The organism is Halopseudomonas salina (assembly GCF_008641105.1).
Window position 1 is genome coordinate 78021 of the sequence record NZ_VTTI01000005.1, and the last position, 19420, is coordinate 97440.

Consider the following 19420-nt stretch of genomic DNA (forward strand, 5'->3'; position numbering starts at 1 on the left):
ATGTTCAGGACGTGGAATTGTGTCGCGGTCCATGTCGTTAAAAGATAAATGTAGCCGACTTCTTGGTAACCAATACTCACCTTTTGATCAGTTGAGAAGTGAATGGATCAGGTTTTTTTGGATGTGCTGGTCGAGCAATTGCCAGAGTTGGAGCCTGGGCGAAAGCTGGACGAATCTGCGCGACGTTATGCGTCTTACTACGGCATCGACTTCAGTGATCGTGCGCCTCAGCATCTGGGCCGCATCCAGGTCGACGAATTTGCCGTGGCGGTGCAGGTCTGGTTGCCGCCGCAGGCTAGGGGCACCCTCATTATCCTGCATGGATATTACGACCACATGGGTCTGTATCGCCACCTGATAGATTGGGCTCTGCAGCGGGGGCTGGCGGTCATGGCGTTTGATCTGCCGGGCCATGGCCTGTCCAGTGGTGAGCGGGCCAGCATTGATTGCTTCCTGCGTTATCAGAAAGTGCTCGACGAGGTATTGATACATGCCTCTGGCTGGGGTCTGCCTGCGCCCTGGCACCTGTTGGGGCAGAGCACGGGTGGTGCAATTCTGATCGACAAGCTCCTGCATGGCCCGCTGCCTGAAGAGTTGGGGCGCACGGTGCTGATGGCGCCGTTGGTCAGGCCTCGCAAATGGGGCGTGTCGCAGGTCAGCTTGCGCCTGCTGGGGGGCTTCGTGCAGCAATTGGGTCGCCGTTTTACCGAGAATTCCACCGATCAGGCGTTTCTTGACTTCATCCGCGAGCGCGATCCCCTGCAGGCGCAGTTTCTGCCCGTTGCCTGGGTGCAGGCGTTGGAGAAGTGGATACCCCGGATCGAGCAGGCGAGCCCCAGCGGGCTCAGCCCGCTGATTGTACAGGGTCAGTTGGATGGCACTGTGGACTGGCAGCACAACATGCGTGTGCTTGAGCAGAAATTCGATAGGCCGCAGGTTTTTTATCTCCCCGAGGCTCGCCACCACCTGGCAAACGAGGACGAGCTGATTCGTCGTCAATATCTTGCGTGGCTGGCGCGGCAGCTGGATATCTGAACCGGGCCAGTCGCCTTTTCAGGGGTTCAGTGCATCCTTGGTCGCCTGTGTCATGGCCTGGTACGTCGCCACGCCAGCTGCGGTCTGGGTCCATTGCAGGTACTGCTCAAGCTCCTGGTCGTTGAGGTCGCGATACACATAGGCAAGGGTGTTCGGCAGATCGGGCGCCATCTGACTGCGTATATTTTCCCGGCGCGCACTGACCAGATCTACCGGGACCTGGAACAGGCCGCCCAGCAGCTCGTTGGCGCTGTCGGTCGCAAGATTGGCGAGGGCCATCGAGACTTCGACCCCTACCTCCAGCGCGGGGAGGGTAGAGCCCAGTTGGCGCAGCAATGTGTAACGCTGGGGCTCAATCTGCTGCTGGGCAACACCGCGTTGCATTTCCTTGACTGCCGCAGGGGCGGTTGCCTGGGTTTCCAGTGCAACGACCTTGCGACCCAGTGGGCTGCGATAAAACTCAATGGCCTCTTCGTGGGCAGCATCGGGCAGCGATACCGCAAGGCGGCTGCGAGCACGGTCCTGCATGGCTTGTGCCTCGAAGCGCTGATTGCTCTTGTTGACCAGGCTGGCGTGTACATTGGCGGGTAGCTGCTGGGCATAGCGTTGTTGCGCGGCGCTCAGGGCGCTCTGGAAATGCCGTTGGTGGGTTGCCATACCCGACAGATCATAGAGCTGTTCGGGCGCTTGAGCCCTCACGCTCATGGCGATGAGAGCGACACTGATCAGCAGCGTCATGGCCAGCAGGTGTATCGATTTGAGGCGCATAGGTTCTCGCATTGGGGGGTTGGGGTTAATCCAGGCTATTTGCCGGACTTGTCGTGCCAGCGGCACAGGATACAATGCGTCGTCTGGCAGCCTGATTCGTCAAACTGGGTCCGGGCGTCAGGTTTTCCTAGCGTAGCATTAAACGCAACATTCGAGTTCATAACCATGTCCGAGTTCCCGCTTGCCCTGGGCGATTGCTTCGAGCGTATCGCCGATGATCTGGTGGCCCGTCGCTGGTCCGTTCAGGAACAGGCGTTGTCCGATAAGCTTGTCGGGCAACTTGGCGCGGTCTGTCGGCAGCTATGGCATCGGGACGATCTGACCCCGGCGGCGGTAGGTCCAGCGGGAGAAGAACTGATCATTCCCTCGATCCGGGGTGACTACACGCGCTGGCTCGATGATTGCCCGCCAACGGCGGCTGGAGCGGCTTTTCTGCAGGTCATGGATGATCTGCGTGCGGCGCTTAATCGCAATCTCTTCGTCGGGCTCGATAGTTTTGAGACCCATTACGCACTCTATCCCCCTGGTGCGGGATATCGTAAGCATCTGGACCGGTTCAAGGGAAGCCCCCTGCGACAGGTGTCGGTCGTGGCTTATCTGAATCAGGCCTGGCAGCCTGGAGACGGTGGGGAATTGCGGCTGCATCTGGAAGAGGGCATGCACGACGTCGCACCGCGGGGCGGTACCCTGGTGGTGTTCATGAGTGACAGTGTTGTGCATGAGGTGCTACCCGCTAACAGGGAACGGGCCAGTCTGGTGGGGTGGTTTCGCCGAAGACCGGACAATCCGCTATTGCGTTAGCAGATTACCGGTCTGTTACTGGCGGATCAGAACAGTACGCGGGCACGGATGGTGCCCTTGACCTGCTGGGCCTTTTCCAATGCCAGCTCGGAGGCGTCGGCGGACACGTCGATCACTACGTAGCCGACCTTTTCGTTGGTCTGCAGGAACTGACCACAGATGTTGATGTTGTTCTCGGCAAATACACGGTTGATCTCGCTCATCACGCCGGGCACGTTCTGGTGAATGTGCAACAGGCGGTGCATGCCGGGATGTGAAGGCAATGCGACCTCCGGGAAGTTGACCGACGTGATGGAGGTGCCGTTGTCGCTGTAGCGCACCAGCTTTTCAGCCACTTCCAGGCCGATATTGGCCTGTGCTTCCAGCGTCGAGCCGCCAATGTGGGGCGTGAGGATGCAGTTGTCGAACTCGCGCAGCGGGCTGACAAACTCTTCCTTGTTGGAGCGTGGCTCGACCGGAAATACGTCGATAGCCGCACCATTGAGGTGCTTGTCGCGCAGCGCGCCGGCTAGCGCGTCGATGTCCACCACGGTGCCGCGGGCAGCATTGATCAGGATCCCGCCGGGCTTGATTGCGCGGATTTCCTTCTCGCCCATCATCCACTTGGTTGCAGCGGTTTCCGGTACGTGAAGGGTCACGATGTCGCACATACCCAGAAGTTCGTTCAGCGAGCCGATCTGGACAGCATTGCCCAATGGCAGCTTGGTAACCACGTCGTAGAAGAACACCTGCATACCCAGGCCTTCAGCCAGCACGGACAGCTGTGTCCCGATCGAGCCATAACCGACGATACCCAGTTTCTTGCCGCGGATTTCATAGGAGTTCTCGGCGCTCTTGATCCAGCCGCCACGGTGACAGGACGCATTCTTTTCGGGTATGCCACGCAGCAGCAGGATTGCTTCGGCCAATACCAGCTCAGCTACTGAACGGGTATTGGAGAAGGGGGCATTGAATACCGCCACGCCCATTTCCATTGCTGCAGTCAGGTCTACCTGGTTGGTGCCAATGCAGAAGCAGCCGACCGCGACCAGTTTGTGGGCGTGGCTGAAGATCTCGGCAGTCAACTGGGTGCGCGAGCGGATGCCGATAAAGTGGGCTTCGGCAATCGCTTCCTTGAGTTGCTCTTCGGGCAGGGACCCGACGTGGTACTCGATATTGGTGTACCCGGCAGCCTTCAGTGTGTCGACGGCAGTCTGGTGGACGCCCTCGAGGAGCAGAAACTTGATCTTGCTTTTGTCCAGCGAGGTTTTGTTCATGGTGTCGGATACCCGCAATGCTGTTTAAGATAAGCCTTCAGGATTCTGTGACGCTTTTTGTCGCAGCAAGAGTCCTGTTTCGGAAGCCGCGTATGCTAGCATAATCTCCCTTTTTTGATGCCTGTACCTGTATGAAAAGTCTTCAGGTGCAGCATGAATTCCGTTCGAGAGCCGCCCATGACCCCAGATGCCATTATCAATACCCTGAAAACGCTGGTAGATGCCGACAAGGTGCGCACCGACGCGGAGTCGTTGAATACCTGGGGCAAGGACTGGACCAAGCATTTCGAGCCCGCGCCGCTGGCGATCGTCTTTCCCAAAAGCGCCGAACAGGTACAGGCGCTGGTCAGATTTGCCAATGAGCAGAAGCTGGCTCTGGTGCCCTCCGGGGGACGTACGGGACTTTCCGCCGCCGCAGTGGCGGCCAACGGAGAAATAGTTGTCTCCTTTGACTACATGAATCAGATCACCGAGTTCAACGAGTTTGACCGCACTGTTGTCTGCCAGCCCGGAGTCGTCACCGCTCAGCTGCAGCAGTTCGCCGAAGACAAGGGCCTGTATTATCCGGTGGACTTTGCCTCCGCCGGGTCCAGCCAGATTGGCGGCAACATCGGCACCAATGCCGGTGGTATCAAGGTGATTCGCTACGGTATGACCCGCAACTGGGTGGCTGGCCTCAAGGTGGTTACCGGCACGGGCGAATTGCTGGAGCTGAACAAGGATCTGATCAAGAACGCCACGGGCTATGATCTGCGCCAGTTGTTTATCGGCGCAGAGGGCACCTTGGGGTTTGTTGTCGAGGCGACCATGAAGCTGGAGCGCGCGCCGCGCAACCTGACAGCCATGGTGCTGGGCACCCCGGATTTTGATTCGATCATGCCGGTGTTGCACGCTTTCCAGAACCGGATCGACCTGACTGCTTTCGAGTTTTTCTCCGACAAGGCCATGGCCAAGATCATGGGGCGCGGTGATGTACCCGCGCCATTCGAAACCGATTGCGCTTTTTATGCGTTGCTTGAATTCGAGGCGCTGAACGAAGATGTCGCCAACGATGCTCTGGCCACCTTCGAGCATTGTGTCGAGCAGGGCTGGGTACTGGACGGGGTGATGAGTCAGAGCGAGCAGCAACTGCAGAATCTATGGAAGCTGCGCGAGTTTATCTCAGAGACCATCTCGCACTGGACTCCCTACAAGAACGATATTTCGGTCACCGTGGGCAAGGTGCCGGCCTTTTTGCACGATATCGATGCGATTGTGGCCGAACATTATCCGGATTTCGAAATTGTCTGGTTTGGTCATATAGGTGACGGCAATCTGCACCTGAATATCCTCAAGCCGGAAGCACTGTCCAAGGATGAATTCTTCAGTCGCTGCGCCAGCGTCAACAAGTGGGTGTTTGAGATCGTGCAGAAGTATAACGGTTCGATATCCGCCGAACATGGTGTTGGCATGACCAAGCGCGATTATCTGAGCTATAGCCGCAGCGAAGCTGAAATTGCGGTGATGAAGTCGATCAAGCAGGTGTTCGACCCGAATGGCATCATGAACCCGGGCAAGATTTTCCCCTGACTCTGCCGCTTACAGTCCATTAGGAGTGCCTATGTCCTATCAACACCGTTTCGCCGATGGTTCTCCTGTTGATCTGCCTGTGGGCAAGGTCGTGTGTGTGGGGCGCAACTATGCTGAACATGCTAAAGAGCTCAACAATCCGATACCCACCGAGCCACTGCTATTTATCAAGCCCTCGACGTCGATCGTGGCTCTGGGCGAACCGATACCGCTGGTGCCATCGCGCGGACCGGTGCACTACGAGACAGAAATTGCTCTTCTGATCGGTAGCCCCCTGACGGGAGCGGTGAATGAGACGCAGGCAAAAAATGCGATTGCCGGCGTGGGGTTGGCGCTGGATCTGACCCTGAGAGAACTGCAGGATCAGCTGAAAGCCAAGGGCCACCCCTGGGAGCGGGCAAAGGCTTTCGACGGCGCCTGCCCCTTATCGGAGTTCGTTCCGGCGGCCCTGACTCCGGCGCTTGATGATATTGGCATGCAGCTGAAAATCAACGCAGAGGTGCGCCAGCTGGGTAATAGTTCGCAGATGATCACCCCCATCATTACCCTGCTACAGCAGATAGCAGCCGTGTTCACGCTCTTGCCCGGCGATGTTGTCATTACCGGTACGCCAGCGGGCGTGGGTAAATTGCAGGCAGGTGATTTTTTAAATCTGTCGATCCCGGGTCTTCTGGAACAATCAGCCCAAGTGGTCGCCTGAAAAAGCTTTCCGGTCACCGTCAAGCGCTTTCAGGCAGGCTAAGTCGCAATCCTGCCGACATGCTCAACGGGATTCTGGTATTGAAAACTGTCCTCGCGTTGTTCATTTTGCGCCCGCCCATTAGCTATTCGTTCAGGCCCGTTTCAGTGTTTTCACCCCTTCGGCGGTGCCCAGCAGCAATATGTCGGCCGGTCGGGCTGCAAACAGTCCGTTGCACACCACGCCGACGATAGCGTTGAGTTGTTCTTCCAGTTTGCGCGGGTCGTGAATCTGCATGTTGTGCACATCCAGAATCACATTGCCGTTATCAGTGATCACCCCTTCGCGGTAGACCGGATCGCCACCCAGTTTGACTATTTCTCGCGCCACGTGACTACGGGCCATTGGAATCACTTCCACGGGTAATGGAAATTCGCCGAGGGTGTCTACCAGTTTGCTGGCATCGGCGATGCAGATAAAGGTGCGCGCTACTGCGGCAACGATCTTTTCCCGGGTCAGGGCTGCGCCGCCACCTTTGATCAGTTCCAGATGCTTGTTTGCCTCGTCGGCGCCATCCACGTAATAGTCGAGCCTGCCAACACTATTTAAGTCGTGTACCTGAATGCCATGCTGGCGCAGCCGCTCGGCCGTGGCTTCAGAGCTGGCCACTGCGCCATCGAAAAACCCCTTGTGTTTTGCCAGGGCATCAATGAAAAAGTTGGCTGTCGAGCCGGTGCCTATACCTATCACGCTGCTGTCTTCCAGGTCCGGCAGTAAAATATCTACGGCGGCTTGGCCGACGGCCTGTTTCAATTCATCCTGGGACATGGTGATACCTCTGGGTGATATTCGAAGTGGCAAATTATACGCGCCAGGGTGAGGCGGCGTGTAGTCGCAGGCCGGTCGATTCGCTAGACTGCTGGTTTTCCCCGGAACAAGCCGAAGCCCCATGCTGGAAACCTACGTCAAGAAGATCCTCAGCTCCCGCGTTTACGATGTCGCGGTGGAGACCCCGATTCATGCCGCACCTTTCCTGTCTGAGCGGCTGGACAATACGGTTCTGCTCAAACGTGAAGACCTGCAACCGGTGTTTTCGTTCAAGATTCGTGGGGCCTATAACAAGCTGGCGCTGCTCACCGACGAACAACGTGCCTGCGGCGTGGTAACGGCCTCGGCAGGCAACCATGCTCAGGGCCTGGCCTACGCCGCCCGTCACCTGGGGGTCAAGGCCACTATTGTGATGCCGCGTACCACACCGGAAATCAAAGTGCGTGCTGTGCGTGCACGCGGCGCCAAGGTCGTGCTGCACGGTGATGCCTTTGATGAGGCGTTGGCCTATTCGCAGAAGCTGATCAAGGAAAAGGGGCTGGTATACATCCATCCCTTCGATGACCCCGATACTATCGCTGGCCAGGGTACTATCGCGATGGAAATCCTGCGTCAACACCAGGGGCAACTGGACGCGATTTTTGTGCCGGTTGGCGGTGGCGGTCTGATCGCCGGTATCGCGGCTTATGTCAAATACCTGCGTCCCGAAATCCGCGTCATCGGCGTGGAGCCAGCGGATGCGGCCTGTCTTCAGGCCGCGATGGCGGCTGATGAGCGCGTGGTTTTAAGTCAGGTAGGCTTGTTTGCTGATGGAGTGGCGGTTGCGCAGATAGGCCAACATACCTTTGAGGTCTGTCGTCATCATGTGGATGAGGTGATTACTGTATCTACCGACGAGATGTGCGCTGCAATAAAGGATATCTACGATGACACCCGGTCGATTTGTGAGCCGGCTGGCTGTCTCGGGGTCGCGGGTATCAAGAAATACGTCGAGCGCGAGGGGTGTAGTGGCAGGGTGTTCATAGCCATTGACTCCGGTGCCAACGTCAATTTCGATCGCCTGCGCCATGTCGCCGAGCGTGCCGAAATCGGTGAAAAGCGCGAAGCGTTGTTGGCTGTGACCATTCCGGAGAAGCCGGGTAGCTTCAAGGCATTCTGTCAGGCCATTGGCAAGCGCTCGATTACCGAGTTCAACTACCGCTATCACGACAACGCGCAGGCGCACATCTTTGTTGGCGTCCAGACCCATCCGGAACTCGATCCCCGTGATGCGCTGGTAGCCATGCTGGCGGATCAGGGATTTCCGGTGTTGGACCTGACTGATAACGAGCTGGCCAAACTGCATATCCGCCACATGGTAGGGGGGCACTGCGAGCAGGTTACCGACGAGGTGGTCTACCGCTTCGAGTTTCCGGAGCGCCCAGGCGCGTTGTTCAATTTCCTCAACAAGCTGGGTGGGCGCTGGAATATCTCTATGTTCCACTACCGTAATCACGGGGCTGCCTACGGTCGGGTCGTGGTGGGGCTGCAGGTAGCCGAGGCCGAGAGACATAAAGTACCGGAGATTCTGGACAGTATTGGCTACATGTACTGGGATGAAACTGACAACCCTGCCTACAAACTGTATCTGGCCTGAATGCCGACCTTCGACGCTTTTTTCAGCCAGATTTGACATAGGTCCGGGCAGGGGCTAAAAAAGAACTTGATTCATGGTTCTCTTTTGTCTCGCTCGCTGACTTCACATGATATTGCGGTCTGCTGAGTCGGGCTTCATCTGTGCTTGCACCTACAAAACAACGATTCGAATAATAATAATGTACTGAATTTGGGGGTAATTGTGCGGCGTAAACCTGATTTGCTCTGGGTATTGATCATTGTTTTTGGCCTTGGGGTTGTGACTACTGGCTACACCCAGGGCTTTCTGGAAAGCAGGCCTGCGAGCGAGCGCAGTCAGCAATAGCAATAGCAATCAGGGCCTTGCGACCATGATGCATTCTGCGTCGCTCACGATGCCGTCAAGCGGTATGTCCCAGGGCGCAACCGGTAAAAAGTCCACTTTCTGACATTTGTGTGCGAGTCCAATCAGGCTGGGCGCAAACCAGGTCTGCCTTCTGCGCAGATAGGCAAAGGTCCGGTCATAGAAACCTCCGCCCATTCCCAGGCGGTTACCTTGCTGGTCATATCCCACCAATGGCATCAACACCATATCCAGTCGCCATGGCCGTGTCTGGCCGCTAGCCCTGGCCCTGGGTTCGGCGATACCAAACCGATTGCGTGTCCATTGCTGGTGCTTGTGGATGCGCTGGAACTTCATGCTGTTGCGTGGCCATCCGCTCACCACGGGCAGGTAGCAGGCCTTGCCCATGCGGCAAGCGTGGCGCAAAAGCAGCGCGGGATCTATCTCGCCATCGTTTGCCAGATAGAAAGCAATATGGCGACTGCGTATGAACAGCGGGTGCTGTGCCAGCATCCGGAAAAGCTTGCGGCTGGCAACATGCTGCTGGGAGGGGGTCAGTGCCCGGCGTGCGGAACGCAGATCCTTGCGTAGCGCCTTACGTCGGGTTGGAGTCATGTGAGAGTCCCCGGAGATGCCGCTGCCGGGTTAGCCCTTGAACCCGAAAGTTCAAGGTGGGGGACACGGCACTGTCTCAGGCTTTCCGTCATGCGGACATGCACACTGACAGTGGCGCGTGGCCTCCTTCTACAGGAGTATCGGCTCAGGGACATCACCGACTGGCAAACATCCCAGGGACAGAAGAGACTATACAGAAAAGTGCGCACTAATTCACTGCCGATCAGGATTGATGGCGCGAAAGTGCCTGATCAAGGCGGCTGACAAGATCGCCGATCTGCTGTTGCTGCCGATCCAGTTCGCCGTCCTGTTTGCGGCTACCGGTCAGCATCTCGTGGCTGATATTGAGCGCGGCCATAACGGCTATGCGCTCCACGCCGATAACTTTGCCGCTGTTGCGGATGTCCCGCATGGTGCTATCCAGGTGTCGGGCAGCCTGCTCCAGATTGCTGCGTTCTTCGGGAGGGCAGCTGACCCGGTATTCCTTGTCGAGAATGTTCAGGGTGACGGTCGTGGCGGTGCTCATGCATCATGCTCCAGGGATTTGAGACGCGATATCATGGCTTCGACCTTCTGACGGGCCAGATCGTTCTTTTCAATTAACTGCATCCGCTCTTCTCTCCAGGATTTTTCCTGTAATTGCAGATGCTGATTCTGCTGCTGGAGGCGGTCGCACAAGTCGATCAGTTGGGCCACTTTCAGTGTCAGGGTATTGATGTCGGGTGCTTCCATTTTCGCCATTCTGTCTTCCCGGTGTTGGGCAACTATAGAGTGGCGCCGCAAGCCGGTCAAACCTGTGTCAGGCAGATGCCCGGGTCCCGGCTTGATGCCTGAGGTTCGCTGCGCTGGACCCTGCCCGCGCGGGGCAGTAGATTACGCAACATATATGCTCCGCCGCCGCAGTCATCTGCTTTTATACTGTCCTGGTAAAACCCTGGAGGCTCCGATTTATGGCACTCATGCCAGCTGTATTCGATTTTGACCGTTATGCTCAACTGTTCACTGATCTGGGCGCGGCAGCTTTTCCTGCCGAATTACATGGCCACCTGGTAGGGCGGTTGTCGGCCGGTGCCCGTTATGATCATGGCACCTGGCTGAACGTAGCCCAGGAATTACTCGATACCCGAGGCACCCTCTCCGAGGCTGGCAAGGTTCAACTTATCCTGTTACACGATGCCAGCCTGGCGGAGCTGACCGGAACCGGCTTCGATATCACACTGTTGTTGCCGGACGACGGCGCGACCGTCGACAGGCGCACCCAGGCGCTGGGCCAGTGGTGCGAAGGATTTCTTGGTGGTTTCGGACTGGTCGAGCGCAACAACGAACTAAGCGAGGAAGCGGATAGCGCCCTGCGTGACTTTGCTGCCATTGCTCAGGTGCAGACTGATCTGGAGGAATCGGAAGCCAATGAAGTGGATTACATGGAAGTAATGGAGTACGTGCGCATGGCGGTGCTGATGCTCTTCAGTGAGTGCCAGCCCGCTTCCGACAGCGAGACCAAGCCCCCGGCATCATTGCACTGACATCAGAGGTAGGCATGCACATATCCAGACAGGAATACGCCCGACGCCGCAAGGCGCTCATGGCGCAGATGGAGCCCAACAGCATCGCAGTGCTGCCTGCCGCTCCGATGCGCGTGCGCAACCGGGATGTGGAATACCAATACCGTCAGGACAGCGACTTTCAGTACCTGACCGGCTTTCCCGAGCCTGAAGCGGTGGCAGTGCTCATCCCAGGGCGAGAGCATGGCGAATATGTGATTTTCTGCCGCGAGAAGGACAAGGAGCGGGAGCTCTGGGACGGTTATCGCGCGGGGCAGGATGGCGCGGCTACGGAGTACGGAGCGGATGATGCCTTTCCGATTGCCGATGTAGACGACATTTTGCCGGGACTGATCGAGGGTCGCGAGCGAGTGTATTACGCCATGGGCGCCAATCCGGACTTCGACCGCCGATTGACCAACTGGATCAATGTCATTCGCAGCAAGGCTCGACTCGGCGCCACTCCGCCGAATGAATTCGTCGCTCTGGATCATCTGCTGCATGATATGCGTTTGTACAAGAGTGCGGCCGAGGTCAAGGTGATGCGTGAGGCGGCGCAGATCTCTGCCAAGGCGCACACGCGGGCCATGCAGGTATGCCGGCCGGGAAGCTGGGAATACCAGCTGGAGGCTGAGTTACAGCATACCTTCATGCGCCATGGAAGCCGTTATCCGGCCTATTCCTCTATTGTTGCTGCGGGCCGAAACGGGTGCATCCTGCATTACACCGAAAATAATGCGCAGATTCGCGACGGTGATCTGGTGTTGATAGACGCCGGGTGCGAACTGGACTGTTACGCAAGTGATATCACTCGCACCTTTCCCGCCAATGGACGCTTTACTGCCGAGCAGCGCGCCATTTATGACATTGTGCTTGAGGCTCAGGCGGCGGCGTTCGAGGTGATTGCTCCAGGCCGCAACTGGAACGAAGCGCACGAGGCAACGGTACGAGTGATTACCTCGGGGCTGGTTGATCTGGGTTTGCTGCAGGGCGACGTCGACGAGCTGATTGCCGGCGAGGGCTACAAACGCTTCTATATGCACCGCGCCGGGCACTGGCTGGGTATGGACGTGCATGACGTGGGTGACTACCGTGTGGGTGGCGCCTGGAGAGAGCTTGAAGCCGGTATGGTGATGACCGTTGAGCCTGGGATATATATCGCCCCTGACGACGAGACGGTGCCACGCAAGTGGCGGGGCATTGGCATCCGGATTGAAGATGACGTGCTGGTGACCAAAGCAGGTTGCGATGTGCTTAGCGCGGACGTGATCAAGGATCCGGATGAAATCGAGGCCTTGATGGCCAGTTCACATGAAGACGCAGGGGCGCTTGCGTGAACACCATGGTTAGCAGTGATCTGACCATTGTCGGCGGTGGCATGGTAGGCGCCTGCCTGGCGCTGGCTCTGCAGAGTTGTGCGCGCCAGGCCGGCTGGCGTATTCGTTTGATTGAAGCCCAGCCACCAGGCGTCGGCCAGGTCCAGCCCAGCTATGACGCGCGCTCAACGGCTTTATCACATGGCAGCCGCCTGCTTCTGGAGCGACTCGGCGTATGGTCGCAGCTGGCGCCGAACGTCGAGCCTATCCGGCAAATCCACGTGTCTGATCGTGGCCACCCGGGTGTAACCCGGCTATACGCGGACAAGGAGCGCGTGCCGGCGCTGGGTTATGTGGTGGAAAATGCCAGGCTCGGCGAAGTACTGCTGGCTGCGCTGGATTACCAGACAGTTGAATGGATTGCCCCGGCCCGGGCCACATCCGCCAGGGCAATACCGGGGGGCTACTCACTGGAGATCGATGTTGACGGATCGAGCACTGTGCTGGAAACCGATCTGCTGGTGCTGGCCGACGGTGGGCGTTCCGGCTTGCTTGATCAACTGGGTGTGCACCGGGATGTCAGCCCTTATGGTCAGACGGCGATCATCGCCAATATCACCACCGCTCTGGGTCATGGCTCGGTGGCCTACGAACGCTTTACCGAATCCGGCCCGCTGGCGCTTTTACCGCTCGCTGGGCAGCGCAGCGCGCTTGTCTGGACCTTGCCGGAAGAGCAGGCTGAGGATATTGCTGCCCTGCCGGAGTCGGCGTTTCTCGCAGCGTTGCAGCGGGCCTTTGGTTTTCGCATGGGTGCATTGACGCGGGCAGGTTCGCGAGCTTCCTATCCGCTCAAGCTGACCGAGGCTCAGGAGCAGGTCCGCGCGCATCTGGTGGTACTTGGCAACGCTGCCCATAGCCTGCACCCCATTGCTGGTCAGGGCTTCAACCTGTCTCTGCGCGATACGGTAGCCCTGGCAGACAAGCTGATTGCTGCTCAAGGTTGCCGCAGGCCCCTGGGTGACCTGGCTGTATTGCAGGACTACCTGGACAGCCAGCGCGCCGATCAGCGGATGACCGTGGCATTCAGTGATTATCTGACCCGCCTGTTCAGCAATCGCCAACCAATGCTGACCCTGGGCCGTAATCTTGGTCTGCTCGGTCTGGATTTGCTGCCGCCGGCGCGACGCATGTTCGCGAGACAGGCGATGGGACTGAAGATCTGATTGCTTAGATCGCTTTGCAGTAAAGTTATTCGAGGTGGGTTTCATGCCGCAAGACTATGATTTGATAATTGTTGGTGCCGGCATGGTGGGCGCAACGCTGGCATTGGCCCTGGCTGATACGGAGTTGAACATTGCGCTGGTTGATGCTCTGCCGCTGCAGGCCAAGGTAGCCGAATCGTCACAAACCGTTTCTGGTTACGACCCGCGCGTGAGCGCGCTCAGCGCCGCGTCCGAGCGCATATTCACACAACTGGGTGTATGGCCGCTGATTGATAGTGCGCGTCGCTGTGCCTATCAGCACATGTGTGTTTGGGACGCCGAGGGCACCGGTGAAATCCGATTTGATGCCAATGCTCTCAATGAAAGCCGTCTTGGGCACATCGTGGAGAATACGGGTATACAGCAAGCATTGCTGCGCAGGCTTGAGCAGACTTGCGTGAATATGCTCGGCGAGCGCAGGATCGAAACCCTGGTACGCGAGGAGGCCGGCTGGCGGGTCAAACTGGTTGGCGGCGAGGCCCTGCGTGCCCCATTGGTGGTGGCCGCCGATGGGGCGCGCTCCAAGGTGCGTGAGCTTGCCGGGTTTGCGCTCCGGGAGTGGGATTATCTGCACCATGCAATCGTCACCACCGTGCAGGTGGCCGAGCCGCACCAGAACACCGCGTGGCAACGGTTTCTGCCGACCGGTCCTCTAGCCTTTCTGCCTCTTCCAGACCAGGCAGGGGCGCACTACTGCTCGCTAGTCTGGTCGTTGTTGCCCGAAGCAGCAGACCGGGTCATGGCGCTGGATGATGCGACCTTCGCGCTGGAGGTCGGTGCGGCTATAGAGGGTAGGCTTGGACAGGTCGTCGCAGTGGATCCGCGGCACCGTATCGAGCTGCGGCAACGTCATGCCAAGACCTACGCGATGCAGGGGCTGGTGCTGGTGGGGGATGCGGCGCATACCATCCACCCGCTGGCAGGGCAGGGAGTGAACCTGGGGCTGCTTGATGCAGCTGAACTCAATGATGTCCTGCGTGCGGCAATTCAGCGCGGTGAGCCGCTGGCTGACCTGGCTGTTTTACAACGCTACGAACGCAGGCGCATGGGTGCGAACCTCGGCATGATGGCGGCGATGGAAGGCTTCGAACGGCTCTTTCATGCTGATGCGCTGCCGCTACGCTGGCTGCGCAATGCGGGCATGCAATGGCTGGATCAGCAGGGGAAGCTTAAATCTGTGGTCATACGCAGGGCGATGGGGCTCGACGGTGACCTGCCTTCCCTGGCAGGGGATCCTGAGCTGAACAGAGAGAGCAGCTGAACCCTGTTGCTATTCTAAATTCGAATCATTAACATCTAGGCTTTGCTTACTATCGAGAGGCCTAGTCCATGTCCGTCATTCGTTCCGTTACTGCGCTGAGTCTGGCTTTGACCACCTTCGGCAGCATTGCCCAGGCCAAGGAGTTGGTCGTCTATTCTGCACGTCAGGATCATCTGATCCAGCCAGTTTTTGACCTCTACACCAAAGAAACCGGCGTAAAGATCAACTTCATCACGGACAAGGAAGCACCCCTTTTGGCGCGTTTGCAGGCCGAAGGCAAGAACACGCCGGCTGACATGCTGATCACTGTGGATGCTGGCAACCTCTGGCAGGCTGAGCAGCAGGGCGTGCTGCGGGAAGTGAAATCGGATGTGATCGAAGAAAATATTCCGGCTCAGTATCGAGCCGAAAGCGGCAAATGGGTTGGCCTTTCGCTCCGCGCGCGCACTATTGTCTATTCGACCGAACGGGTCGATCCCGCCGAGTTGAGTACTTACGAGGCGCTGGCCGACGACAGCTGGAAAGGTCGGGTATGCCTGCGTACGTCGAAGAAGGTCTATAACCAGTCCCTGACAGCTACCATGATCGAAACCCTGGGCGAAGAGCGCACCGGCGAGGTCATAACAGGTTGGGTGAATAACCTGGCCACGCCCGTTTTCCCCGACGACACCTCTCTGATCCAGTCAATCGACGCAGGTCAGTGTGATGTGGGGATCGTCAATACCTACTACTTTGGTCGTCTGCAGAAAACCGAACCGGATCTCAAGGCGGCGTTGTTCTGGCCGAACCAGGAAGACCGTGGTGTGCACGTCAACATTTCGGGAGCTGGTGTAACAATGCACTCCAAGCAGCCCGAGGAGGCGATAAAGCTTCTAGAGTGGATGACTACACCTGCGGCGCAAGAGGTATTTGCCGAGGTCAACCAGGAATTCCCGGCCAACGAGAGTGTTAAACCTTCGGACGAGGTGGCAGCCTGGGGTGAGTTCAAGGCGGACCAGATCAATGTCGAGGTCGCAGGGCGCTTGCAGGCCGAGGCCATCATGCTGATGGATCGTCAGGGCTGGAAGTGAGCTGATCTGCAGCGCTGGCCGAAGCCATAGCTGTTTTTTCCCGATATACTGCACGCCCGGCCCAGCGCCGGGCGTTTGCATTTTTCCGGCACGCTGACATCCGGCGAGCCTGTCACCAGCCCCAGGAGCATATGTGCCTCAGGTCATGATCAGCAAAATGCCTTACTGGCGCGCGGTGGCTTATGGCTCGGCTGCGCTGGTGGTGATGCCGTTGCTGGTGCTGGTGCTCAGTTGGCAGAGCATAGATGCCCCTATTTGGGCGCACCTGTTGCAGACCCAGTTGCTCCAGTTGATTGGCAATACTCTGACGCTGGTTGCCGGGGTTGGGGTAGGCGTGATTGTGCTGGGAGTGAGCCTGGCCTGGCTGACCAGCATGTGCGAATTCCCCGGGCGACGCTGGCTGGACTGGGCGCTGATGTTACCCTTCGCGATTCCGGCCTACGTGCTGGCATTTGTAATGATCGGGTTGCTGGATTTCTCCGGTCCCGTGCAAACGCTATTGCGTGACTGGTTGGGTAATGATTTCCGAATGGTATCCATCCGCTCCACCGGTGGTGTCATCCTCGTTCTGGTACTGGTTTTCTATCCCTATGTCTATCTGCTTGCCCGCAGCGCCTTTATGGCTCAGGGGCGCGGTCTGATGGAAGCGGCCCGTGTGCTGGGACAGACACCATGGCAGGGCTTCAGCAAGATTGCGCTACCCATGGCGCGGCCGGCCATAGGCGCAGGGGCCGCGTTGGCGATCATGGAGACACTGGCTGATTTCGGTGCGGTATCCGTTTTTAACTATGACACCTTCACCACGGCGATTTACAAGACCTGGTATGGCTTCTTCAGCTTGCAGACAGCCACCCAACTGGCCAGTGTGTTATTGCTTTTTGTCTTTCTGGCGCTGTTTGCCGAACGCAGGGCTCAGGGCAGTAAGCGATTCCCTGGGGTTGATCGGCCAAGGCCCGGCGCAATATACAGGTTGCGCGGGATCAAGGCGTGGCTGGCAAGTGTTTATTGTCTGCTGGTGCTGTCCATCGCCTTCATCATTCCGGTTAGCCAGCTGGTCTACTGGTTGCTCGAAGGTGGCATGGCGCACCTTGACAGTCGCTATTGGTCGCTGATTCGCAACACCCTGATGCTAGGTGCCATGGCAGCCGTTCTGACTGTCAGCCTGGGGATTCTCCTCGCCCTGGCCCGTCGGTTGCAGCCCATCAAACGCGTACGTACTGCAGTAGCGGTGTCGAATCTGGGTTATGCCCTGCCCGGATCGGTGCTGGCGGTGGGTATCATGTTTGCGTTCAGCTGGATCGATAATGCCTTCTTGATTCCGCTGCGAGGCTGGCTGGGCGCCGAACAACCTACGCCCTTGCTGCTCGGTAGCCTGTTTGCGCTATTGCTGGCCTATCTCATACGCTTCATGGCTGTAGCTTACGGCCCCCTGGATACGTCCCTTGCGCGCATAAAGCCCTCGTTACCAGAGGCCGCCCAGAGCCTTGGGCAGTCGGGTTGGGCAGTCCTGCGGCGCATCTATCTGCCTCTGCTGTTGCCGGGCATTCTCAGTGCAGGGTTGCTGGTCTTCGTCGATGTGCTCAAGGAGATGCCTGCTACATTGCTGATGCGCCCCTTCGGTTGGGATACCTTGGCCGTGCGCATTCACGGGCTGACTACCGAGGGTAACTGGGAGCGGGCGGCGTTGCCGGCCCTGACGCTGGTACTGGTGGGGCTGCTTCCGGTCATAGTGCTGATCAGGCGTTCCGCGCGGCGATAGCATTGCCGGGATCCTCGGCTCTGGCTTCTATCAATTGTCACCAAAGGCTGCACAGTAGGCTTATTTCTGGCTACAATTCACAGCCTGACACTCCTCCCAGTATCAAGGAATAGGCCACATGGGTTTGCGCACTCCGCTTTATGAGCAGCACCTGGCCGCCGGCGCCAAGATGGTTGATTTTGGCGGGTGGGACATGCCGTTGAATTACGGCTCACAGATGGAAGAACATCATCACGTACGCCGCGATGTAGGCATGTTTGACGTGTCTCACATGACGGTAGTCGATGTGGCGGGTACCGAAGCCAAGGCGTTTCTGAGATATCTGCTGGCCAACGATGTGGAAAAGCTGACCACTGCCGGCAAGGCACTGTACAGCGGCATGCTCAACGAGAACGGTGGGGTGGTCGACGATCTGATCGTCTACCTTTGCAGGGATGGCTACCGGTTGGTGGTGAATGCGGCCACCCGGGACAAGGATATAGCGTGGATGAATAGCCAGGCAGAGGGTTATGCGGTGACCCTGCAGGAGCGTGATGACCTGGCTATGATCGCCGTGCAGGGCCCGCGTGCCATAGATGTCGCGGCCTCCGTAGTCAGTGATGCCTGCGCTGCGCTGATCGGCGACCTCAAGCCCTTTCAGGGGCTACCCAGCGGCGACTGGTTCATTGGCCGCACAGGCTATACCGGTGAAGACGGTCTTGAAGTCATCTTGCCCGCCGATCAGGCAGCTGGTTTCTGGAACGCGTTGTTGGCGGCAGGTAGTCACCCCTGTGGCCTGGCGGCGCGTGATACGCTGCGGCTCGAGGCTGGCATGAATCTGTACGGTGTAGATATGGACGAGAGTGTGTCACCACTGGCTGCCAACATGGCCTGGACGATCGCCTGGGAGCCTGCTGAGCGTAACTTCATTGGTCGCAAGGCGCTCGAGGCCCAACGTGCAGCCGCAGATCAGCCCAAGCAGGTCGGGTTGGTGATGGCCGAGCGAGCTGTGCTGCGTGGTCATCAAAAAGTCCTGGTCGACGGTATCGGCGAGGGCGAAATCACCAGCGGCACTTTTTCTCCCACGCTGGGATGCTCCATAGCACTGGCCCGCGTGCCACGTGAGACGGGCGATAGCGTTCAGGTCGAAATCCGTGGCAAATTGCTGAGTGCGCGGGTCGTCAGGCCAGGCTTCGTGCGTAACGGCAAAGCCGTATTCGAATAACTTTCAGATCATTTTTCCGAGGACAGCCCCATGAGCAATACTCCCGCCGAGCTGCGTTATACATCGAGCCACGAATGGACCCGCCAGGAAGCTGATGGCTCCATCACGGTCGGTATTACCGATCATGCTCAGGATCTTTTGGGCGATGTCGTCTTTGTCGAATTGCCGGAAGTTGGGCGCGAAGTGAGTGCGGGCCAGGAATGCGCCGTGGTCGAGTCAGTCAAGGCTGCCTCCGATATCTATGCTCCGGTCAGCGGCGAAGTCATTGCGGTCAATGAGGCGCTCACCGAAAGCCCTGAACTGGTTAACAGCGAGCCCTATGCCGGTGCCTGGTTCTTCAAAGTCAAACCCAGCGACGCTGCCGAGTTGGACAAGTTGATGGATGCCGACGCTTACAGCGCGTCGATCTGAGTCCCCGCGGAGTTGCCAGCAAGGCGGCTCCGCTCGACTGTATGTGCTGACAAGTTATTGATGCTGGCTGGCGCCGACGCTGTGATCC

At 58.1% G+C, this 19420-nt stretch carries 19 protein-coding genes and 1 other RNA gene; 13 read left to right on the forward strand and 7 right to left on the reverse strand.

Translation table 11 applies throughout. The features are described 5' to 3' along the window. Window positions 1-102: 102 nt before the first annotated feature. Window positions 103-1035, forward strand: coding sequence for an alpha/beta hydrolase (locus tag FZF01_RS09695; protein WP_150277977.1), 933 nt, complete (start codon window positions 103-105; stop codon window positions 1033-1035). Between the two features lie 18 nt (window positions 1036-1053). On the opposite strand, the gene FZF01_RS09700 is transcribed toward FZF01_RS09695, so the two are convergent. After that, window positions 1054-1803, reverse strand: a complete 750-nt coding sequence (locus FZF01_RS09700) for a DUF2059 domain-containing protein (protein ID WP_188434459.1) — start codon at window positions 1801-1803, stop codon at window positions 1054-1056. Between the two features lie 165 nt (window positions 1804-1968). Between FZF01_RS09700 and FZF01_RS09705 the strand changes: the two genes are divergently transcribed. Next, window positions 1969-2604, forward strand: a complete 636-nt coding sequence (locus FZF01_RS09705; protein ID WP_150277979.1) for a 2OG-Fe(II) oxygenase — start codon at window positions 1969-1971, stop codon at window positions 2602-2604. A 26-nt stretch (window positions 2605-2630) separates the two neighbouring features. Here FZF01_RS09705 and serA read toward each other — a convergent pair whose 3' ends face one another. Then, window positions 2631-3860, reverse strand: coding sequence for a phosphoglycerate dehydrogenase (gene serA / locus FZF01_RS09710; RefSeq protein WP_150277980.1), 1230 nt, complete (start codon window positions 3858-3860; stop codon window positions 2631-2633). 177 nt (window positions 3861-4037) lie between these two features. Here serA and FZF01_RS09715 point away from each other — a divergent pair, with 177 nt between their 5' ends. Next, entirely contained in the window at window positions 4038-5429 is a 1392-nt protein-coding gene (locus tag FZF01_RS09715) for an FAD-binding oxidoreductase (protein WP_150278189.1), read from the forward strand. Window positions 5430-5460: 31 nt separating this feature from the next. Further along, entirely contained in the window at window positions 5461-6129 is a 669-nt protein-coding gene (locus FZF01_RS09720; RefSeq protein ID WP_150277981.1) for a fumarylacetoacetate hydrolase family protein, read from the forward strand. 132 nt (window positions 6130-6261) lie between these two features. Here the strand turns inward: FZF01_RS09720 and rpiA are convergent, their stop codons facing one another. Then, the gene (rpiA, locus tag FZF01_RS09725; protein WP_150277982.1) at window positions 6262-6936 is read right to left on the reverse strand and encodes a ribose-5-phosphate isomerase RpiA; all 675 of its coding nucleotides are present in this window, start codon (window positions 6934-6936) and stop codon (window positions 6262-6264) included. A 121-nt stretch (window positions 6937-7057) separates the two neighbouring features. Here rpiA and ilvA point away from each other — a divergent pair, with 121 nt between their 5' ends. Beyond that, window positions 7058-8572, forward strand: coding sequence for a threonine ammonia-lyase, biosynthetic (ilvA, locus tag FZF01_RS09730; protein ID WP_150277983.1), 1515 nt, complete (start codon window positions 7058-7060; stop codon window positions 8570-8572). A gap of 333 nt (window positions 8573-8905) precedes the next feature. Here the strand turns inward: ilvA and FZF01_RS09735 are convergent, their stop codons facing one another. The 4 genes from FZF01_RS09735 to FZF01_RS09750 form a co-directional block, all read right to left on the reverse strand. Further along, window positions 8906-9508 (reverse strand): 5-formyltetrahydrofolate cyclo-ligase, encoded by a 603-nt coding sequence (locus FZF01_RS09735; protein WP_150277984.1) that lies wholly within the window; start codon window positions 9506-9508, stop codon window positions 8906-8908. Window positions 9509-9511: 3 nt separating this feature from the next. Further along, window positions 9512-9691, reverse strand: a non-coding RNA gene (ssrS, locus tag FZF01_RS09740) — 6S RNA. A 40-nt stretch (window positions 9692-9731) separates the two neighbouring features. Continuing rightward, window positions 9732-10034 (reverse strand): cell division protein ZapA, encoded by a 303-nt coding sequence (locus FZF01_RS09745; RefSeq protein ID WP_150277985.1) that lies wholly within the window; start codon window positions 10032-10034, stop codon window positions 9732-9734. Beyond that, window positions 10031-10240 carry a TIGR02449 family protein gene (locus FZF01_RS09750; RefSeq protein WP_150278190.1) on the reverse strand — a complete coding sequence of 70 codons (210 nt, stop codon included), beginning with the start codon at window positions 10238-10240 and terminating at the stop codon, window positions 10031-10033. Before FZF01_RS09750 ends, FZF01_RS09745 begins: the two co-directional genes overlap by 4 nt. Window positions 10241-10458: 218 nt before the next feature. Between FZF01_RS09750 and FZF01_RS09755 the strand changes: the two genes are divergently transcribed. The 8 genes from FZF01_RS09755 to gcvH all read left to right on the forward strand — a co-directional run bounded on the left by FZF01_RS09755 (window position 10459) and on the right by gcvH (window position 19332). Next, complete coding sequence (locus tag FZF01_RS09755; RefSeq protein ID WP_223825466.1) at window positions 10459-11031, forward strand: UPF0149 family protein; 573 nt, start codon at window positions 10459-10461, stop codon at window positions 11029-11031. A 14-nt stretch (window positions 11032-11045) separates the two neighbouring features. After that, complete coding sequence (pepP, locus tag FZF01_RS09760) at window positions 11046-12386, forward strand: Xaa-Pro aminopeptidase (protein WP_150277986.1); 1341 nt, start codon at window positions 11046-11048, stop codon at window positions 12384-12386. Window positions 12387-12391: 5 nt separating this feature from the next. Beyond that, entirely contained in the window at window positions 12392-13588 is a 1197-nt protein-coding gene (gene ubiH, locus FZF01_RS09765) for a 2-octaprenyl-6-methoxyphenyl hydroxylase (protein ID WP_150278192.1), read from the forward strand. Window positions 13589-13631: 43 nt separating this feature from the next. Beyond that, window positions 13632-14888, forward strand: coding sequence for an FAD-dependent monooxygenase (locus tag FZF01_RS09770; RefSeq protein ID WP_150277987.1), 1257 nt, complete (start codon window positions 13632-13634; stop codon window positions 14886-14888). 68 nt (window positions 14889-14956) lie between these two features. Continuing rightward, window positions 14957-15958: an extracellular solute-binding protein gene (locus FZF01_RS09775; protein ID WP_150277988.1), complete on the forward strand. Its 1002-nt coding sequence runs from the start codon at window positions 14957-14959 to the stop codon at window positions 15956-15958. A gap of 145 nt (window positions 15959-16103) precedes the next feature. Beyond that, window positions 16104-17717: an ABC transporter permease gene (locus FZF01_RS09780; protein ID WP_150278193.1), complete on the forward strand. Its 1614-nt coding sequence runs from the start codon at window positions 16104-16106 to the stop codon at window positions 17715-17717. A gap of 118 nt (window positions 17718-17835) precedes the next feature. Next, window positions 17836-18921: a glycine cleavage system aminomethyltransferase GcvT gene (gcvT, locus tag FZF01_RS09785; protein WP_150277989.1), complete on the forward strand. Its 1086-nt coding sequence runs from the start codon at window positions 17836-17838 to the stop codon at window positions 18919-18921. A 30-nt stretch (window positions 18922-18951) separates the two neighbouring features. Continuing rightward, on the forward strand, window positions 18952-19332 hold the full coding sequence (gene gcvH, locus FZF01_RS09790; RefSeq protein ID WP_150277990.1) for a glycine cleavage system protein GcvH: 381 nt from the start codon (window positions 18952-18954) through the stop codon (window positions 19330-19332). The last annotated feature ends 88 nt before the right edge of the window (window positions 19333-19420 follow it).

Coding starts and splice junctions, on each gene's coding strand:
- FZF01_RS09695 (WP_150277977.1), top strand. CDS start 103: ATGGATCAGGTTTTTTTGGATGTGCTGGTCGAGCAATTGCCAGAGTTG.
- FZF01_RS09700 (WP_188434459.1), bottom strand. CDS start 1,803: ATGCGCCTCAAATCGATACACCTGCTGGCCATGACGCTGCTGATCAGT.
- FZF01_RS09705 (WP_150277979.1), top strand. CDS start 1,969: ATGTCCGAGTTCCCGCTTGCCCTGGGCGATTGCTTCGAGCGTATCGCC.
- serA (WP_150277980.1), bottom strand. CDS start 3,860: ATGAACAAAACCTCGCTGGACAAAAGCAAGATCAAGTTTCTGCTCCTC.
- FZF01_RS09715 (WP_150278189.1), top strand. CDS start 4,038: ATGACCCCAGATGCCATTATCAATACCCTGAAAACGCTGGTAGATGCC.
- FZF01_RS09720 (WP_150277981.1), top strand. CDS start 5,461: ATGTCCTATCAACACCGTTTCGCCGATGGTTCTCCTGTTGATCTGCCT.
- rpiA (WP_150277982.1), bottom strand. CDS start 6,936: ATGTCCCAGGATGAATTGAAACAGGCCGTCGGCCAAGCCGCCGTAGAT.
- ilvA (WP_150277983.1), top strand. CDS start 7,058: ATGCTGGAAACCTACGTCAAGAAGATCCTCAGCTCCCGCGTTTACGAT.
- FZF01_RS09735 (WP_150277984.1), bottom strand. CDS start 9,508: ATGACTCCAACCCGACGTAAGGCGCTACGCAAGGATCTGCGTTCCGCA.
- FZF01_RS09745 (WP_150277985.1), bottom strand. CDS start 10,034: ATGAGCACCGCCACGACCGTCACCCTGAACATTCTCGACAAGGAATAC.
- FZF01_RS09750 (WP_150278190.1), bottom strand. CDS start 10,240: ATGGAAGCACCCGACATCAATACCCTGACACTGAAAGTGGCCCAACTG.
- FZF01_RS09755 (WP_223825466.1), top strand. CDS start 10,459: ATGGCACTCATGCCAGCTGTATTCGATTTTGACCGTTATGCTCAACTG.
- pepP (WP_150277986.1), top strand. CDS start 11,046: ATGCACATATCCAGACAGGAATACGCCCGACGCCGCAAGGCGCTCATG.
- ubiH (WP_150278192.1), top strand. CDS start 12,392: ATGGTTAGCAGTGATCTGACCATTGTCGGCGGTGGCATGGTAGGCGCC.
- FZF01_RS09770 (WP_150277987.1), top strand. CDS start 13,632: ATGCCGCAAGACTATGATTTGATAATTGTTGGTGCCGGCATGGTGGGC.
- FZF01_RS09775 (WP_150277988.1), top strand. CDS start 14,957: ATGTCCGTCATTCGTTCCGTTACTGCGCTGAGTCTGGCTTTGACCACC.
- FZF01_RS09780 (WP_150278193.1), top strand. CDS start 16,104: ATGATCAGCAAAATGCCTTACTGGCGCGCGGTGGCTTATGGCTCGGCT.
- gcvT (WP_150277989.1), top strand. CDS start 17,836: ATGGGTTTGCGCACTCCGCTTTATGAGCAGCACCTGGCCGCCGGCGCC.
- gcvH (WP_150277990.1), top strand. CDS start 18,952: ATGAGCAATACTCCCGCCGAGCTGCGTTATACATCGAGCCACGAATGG.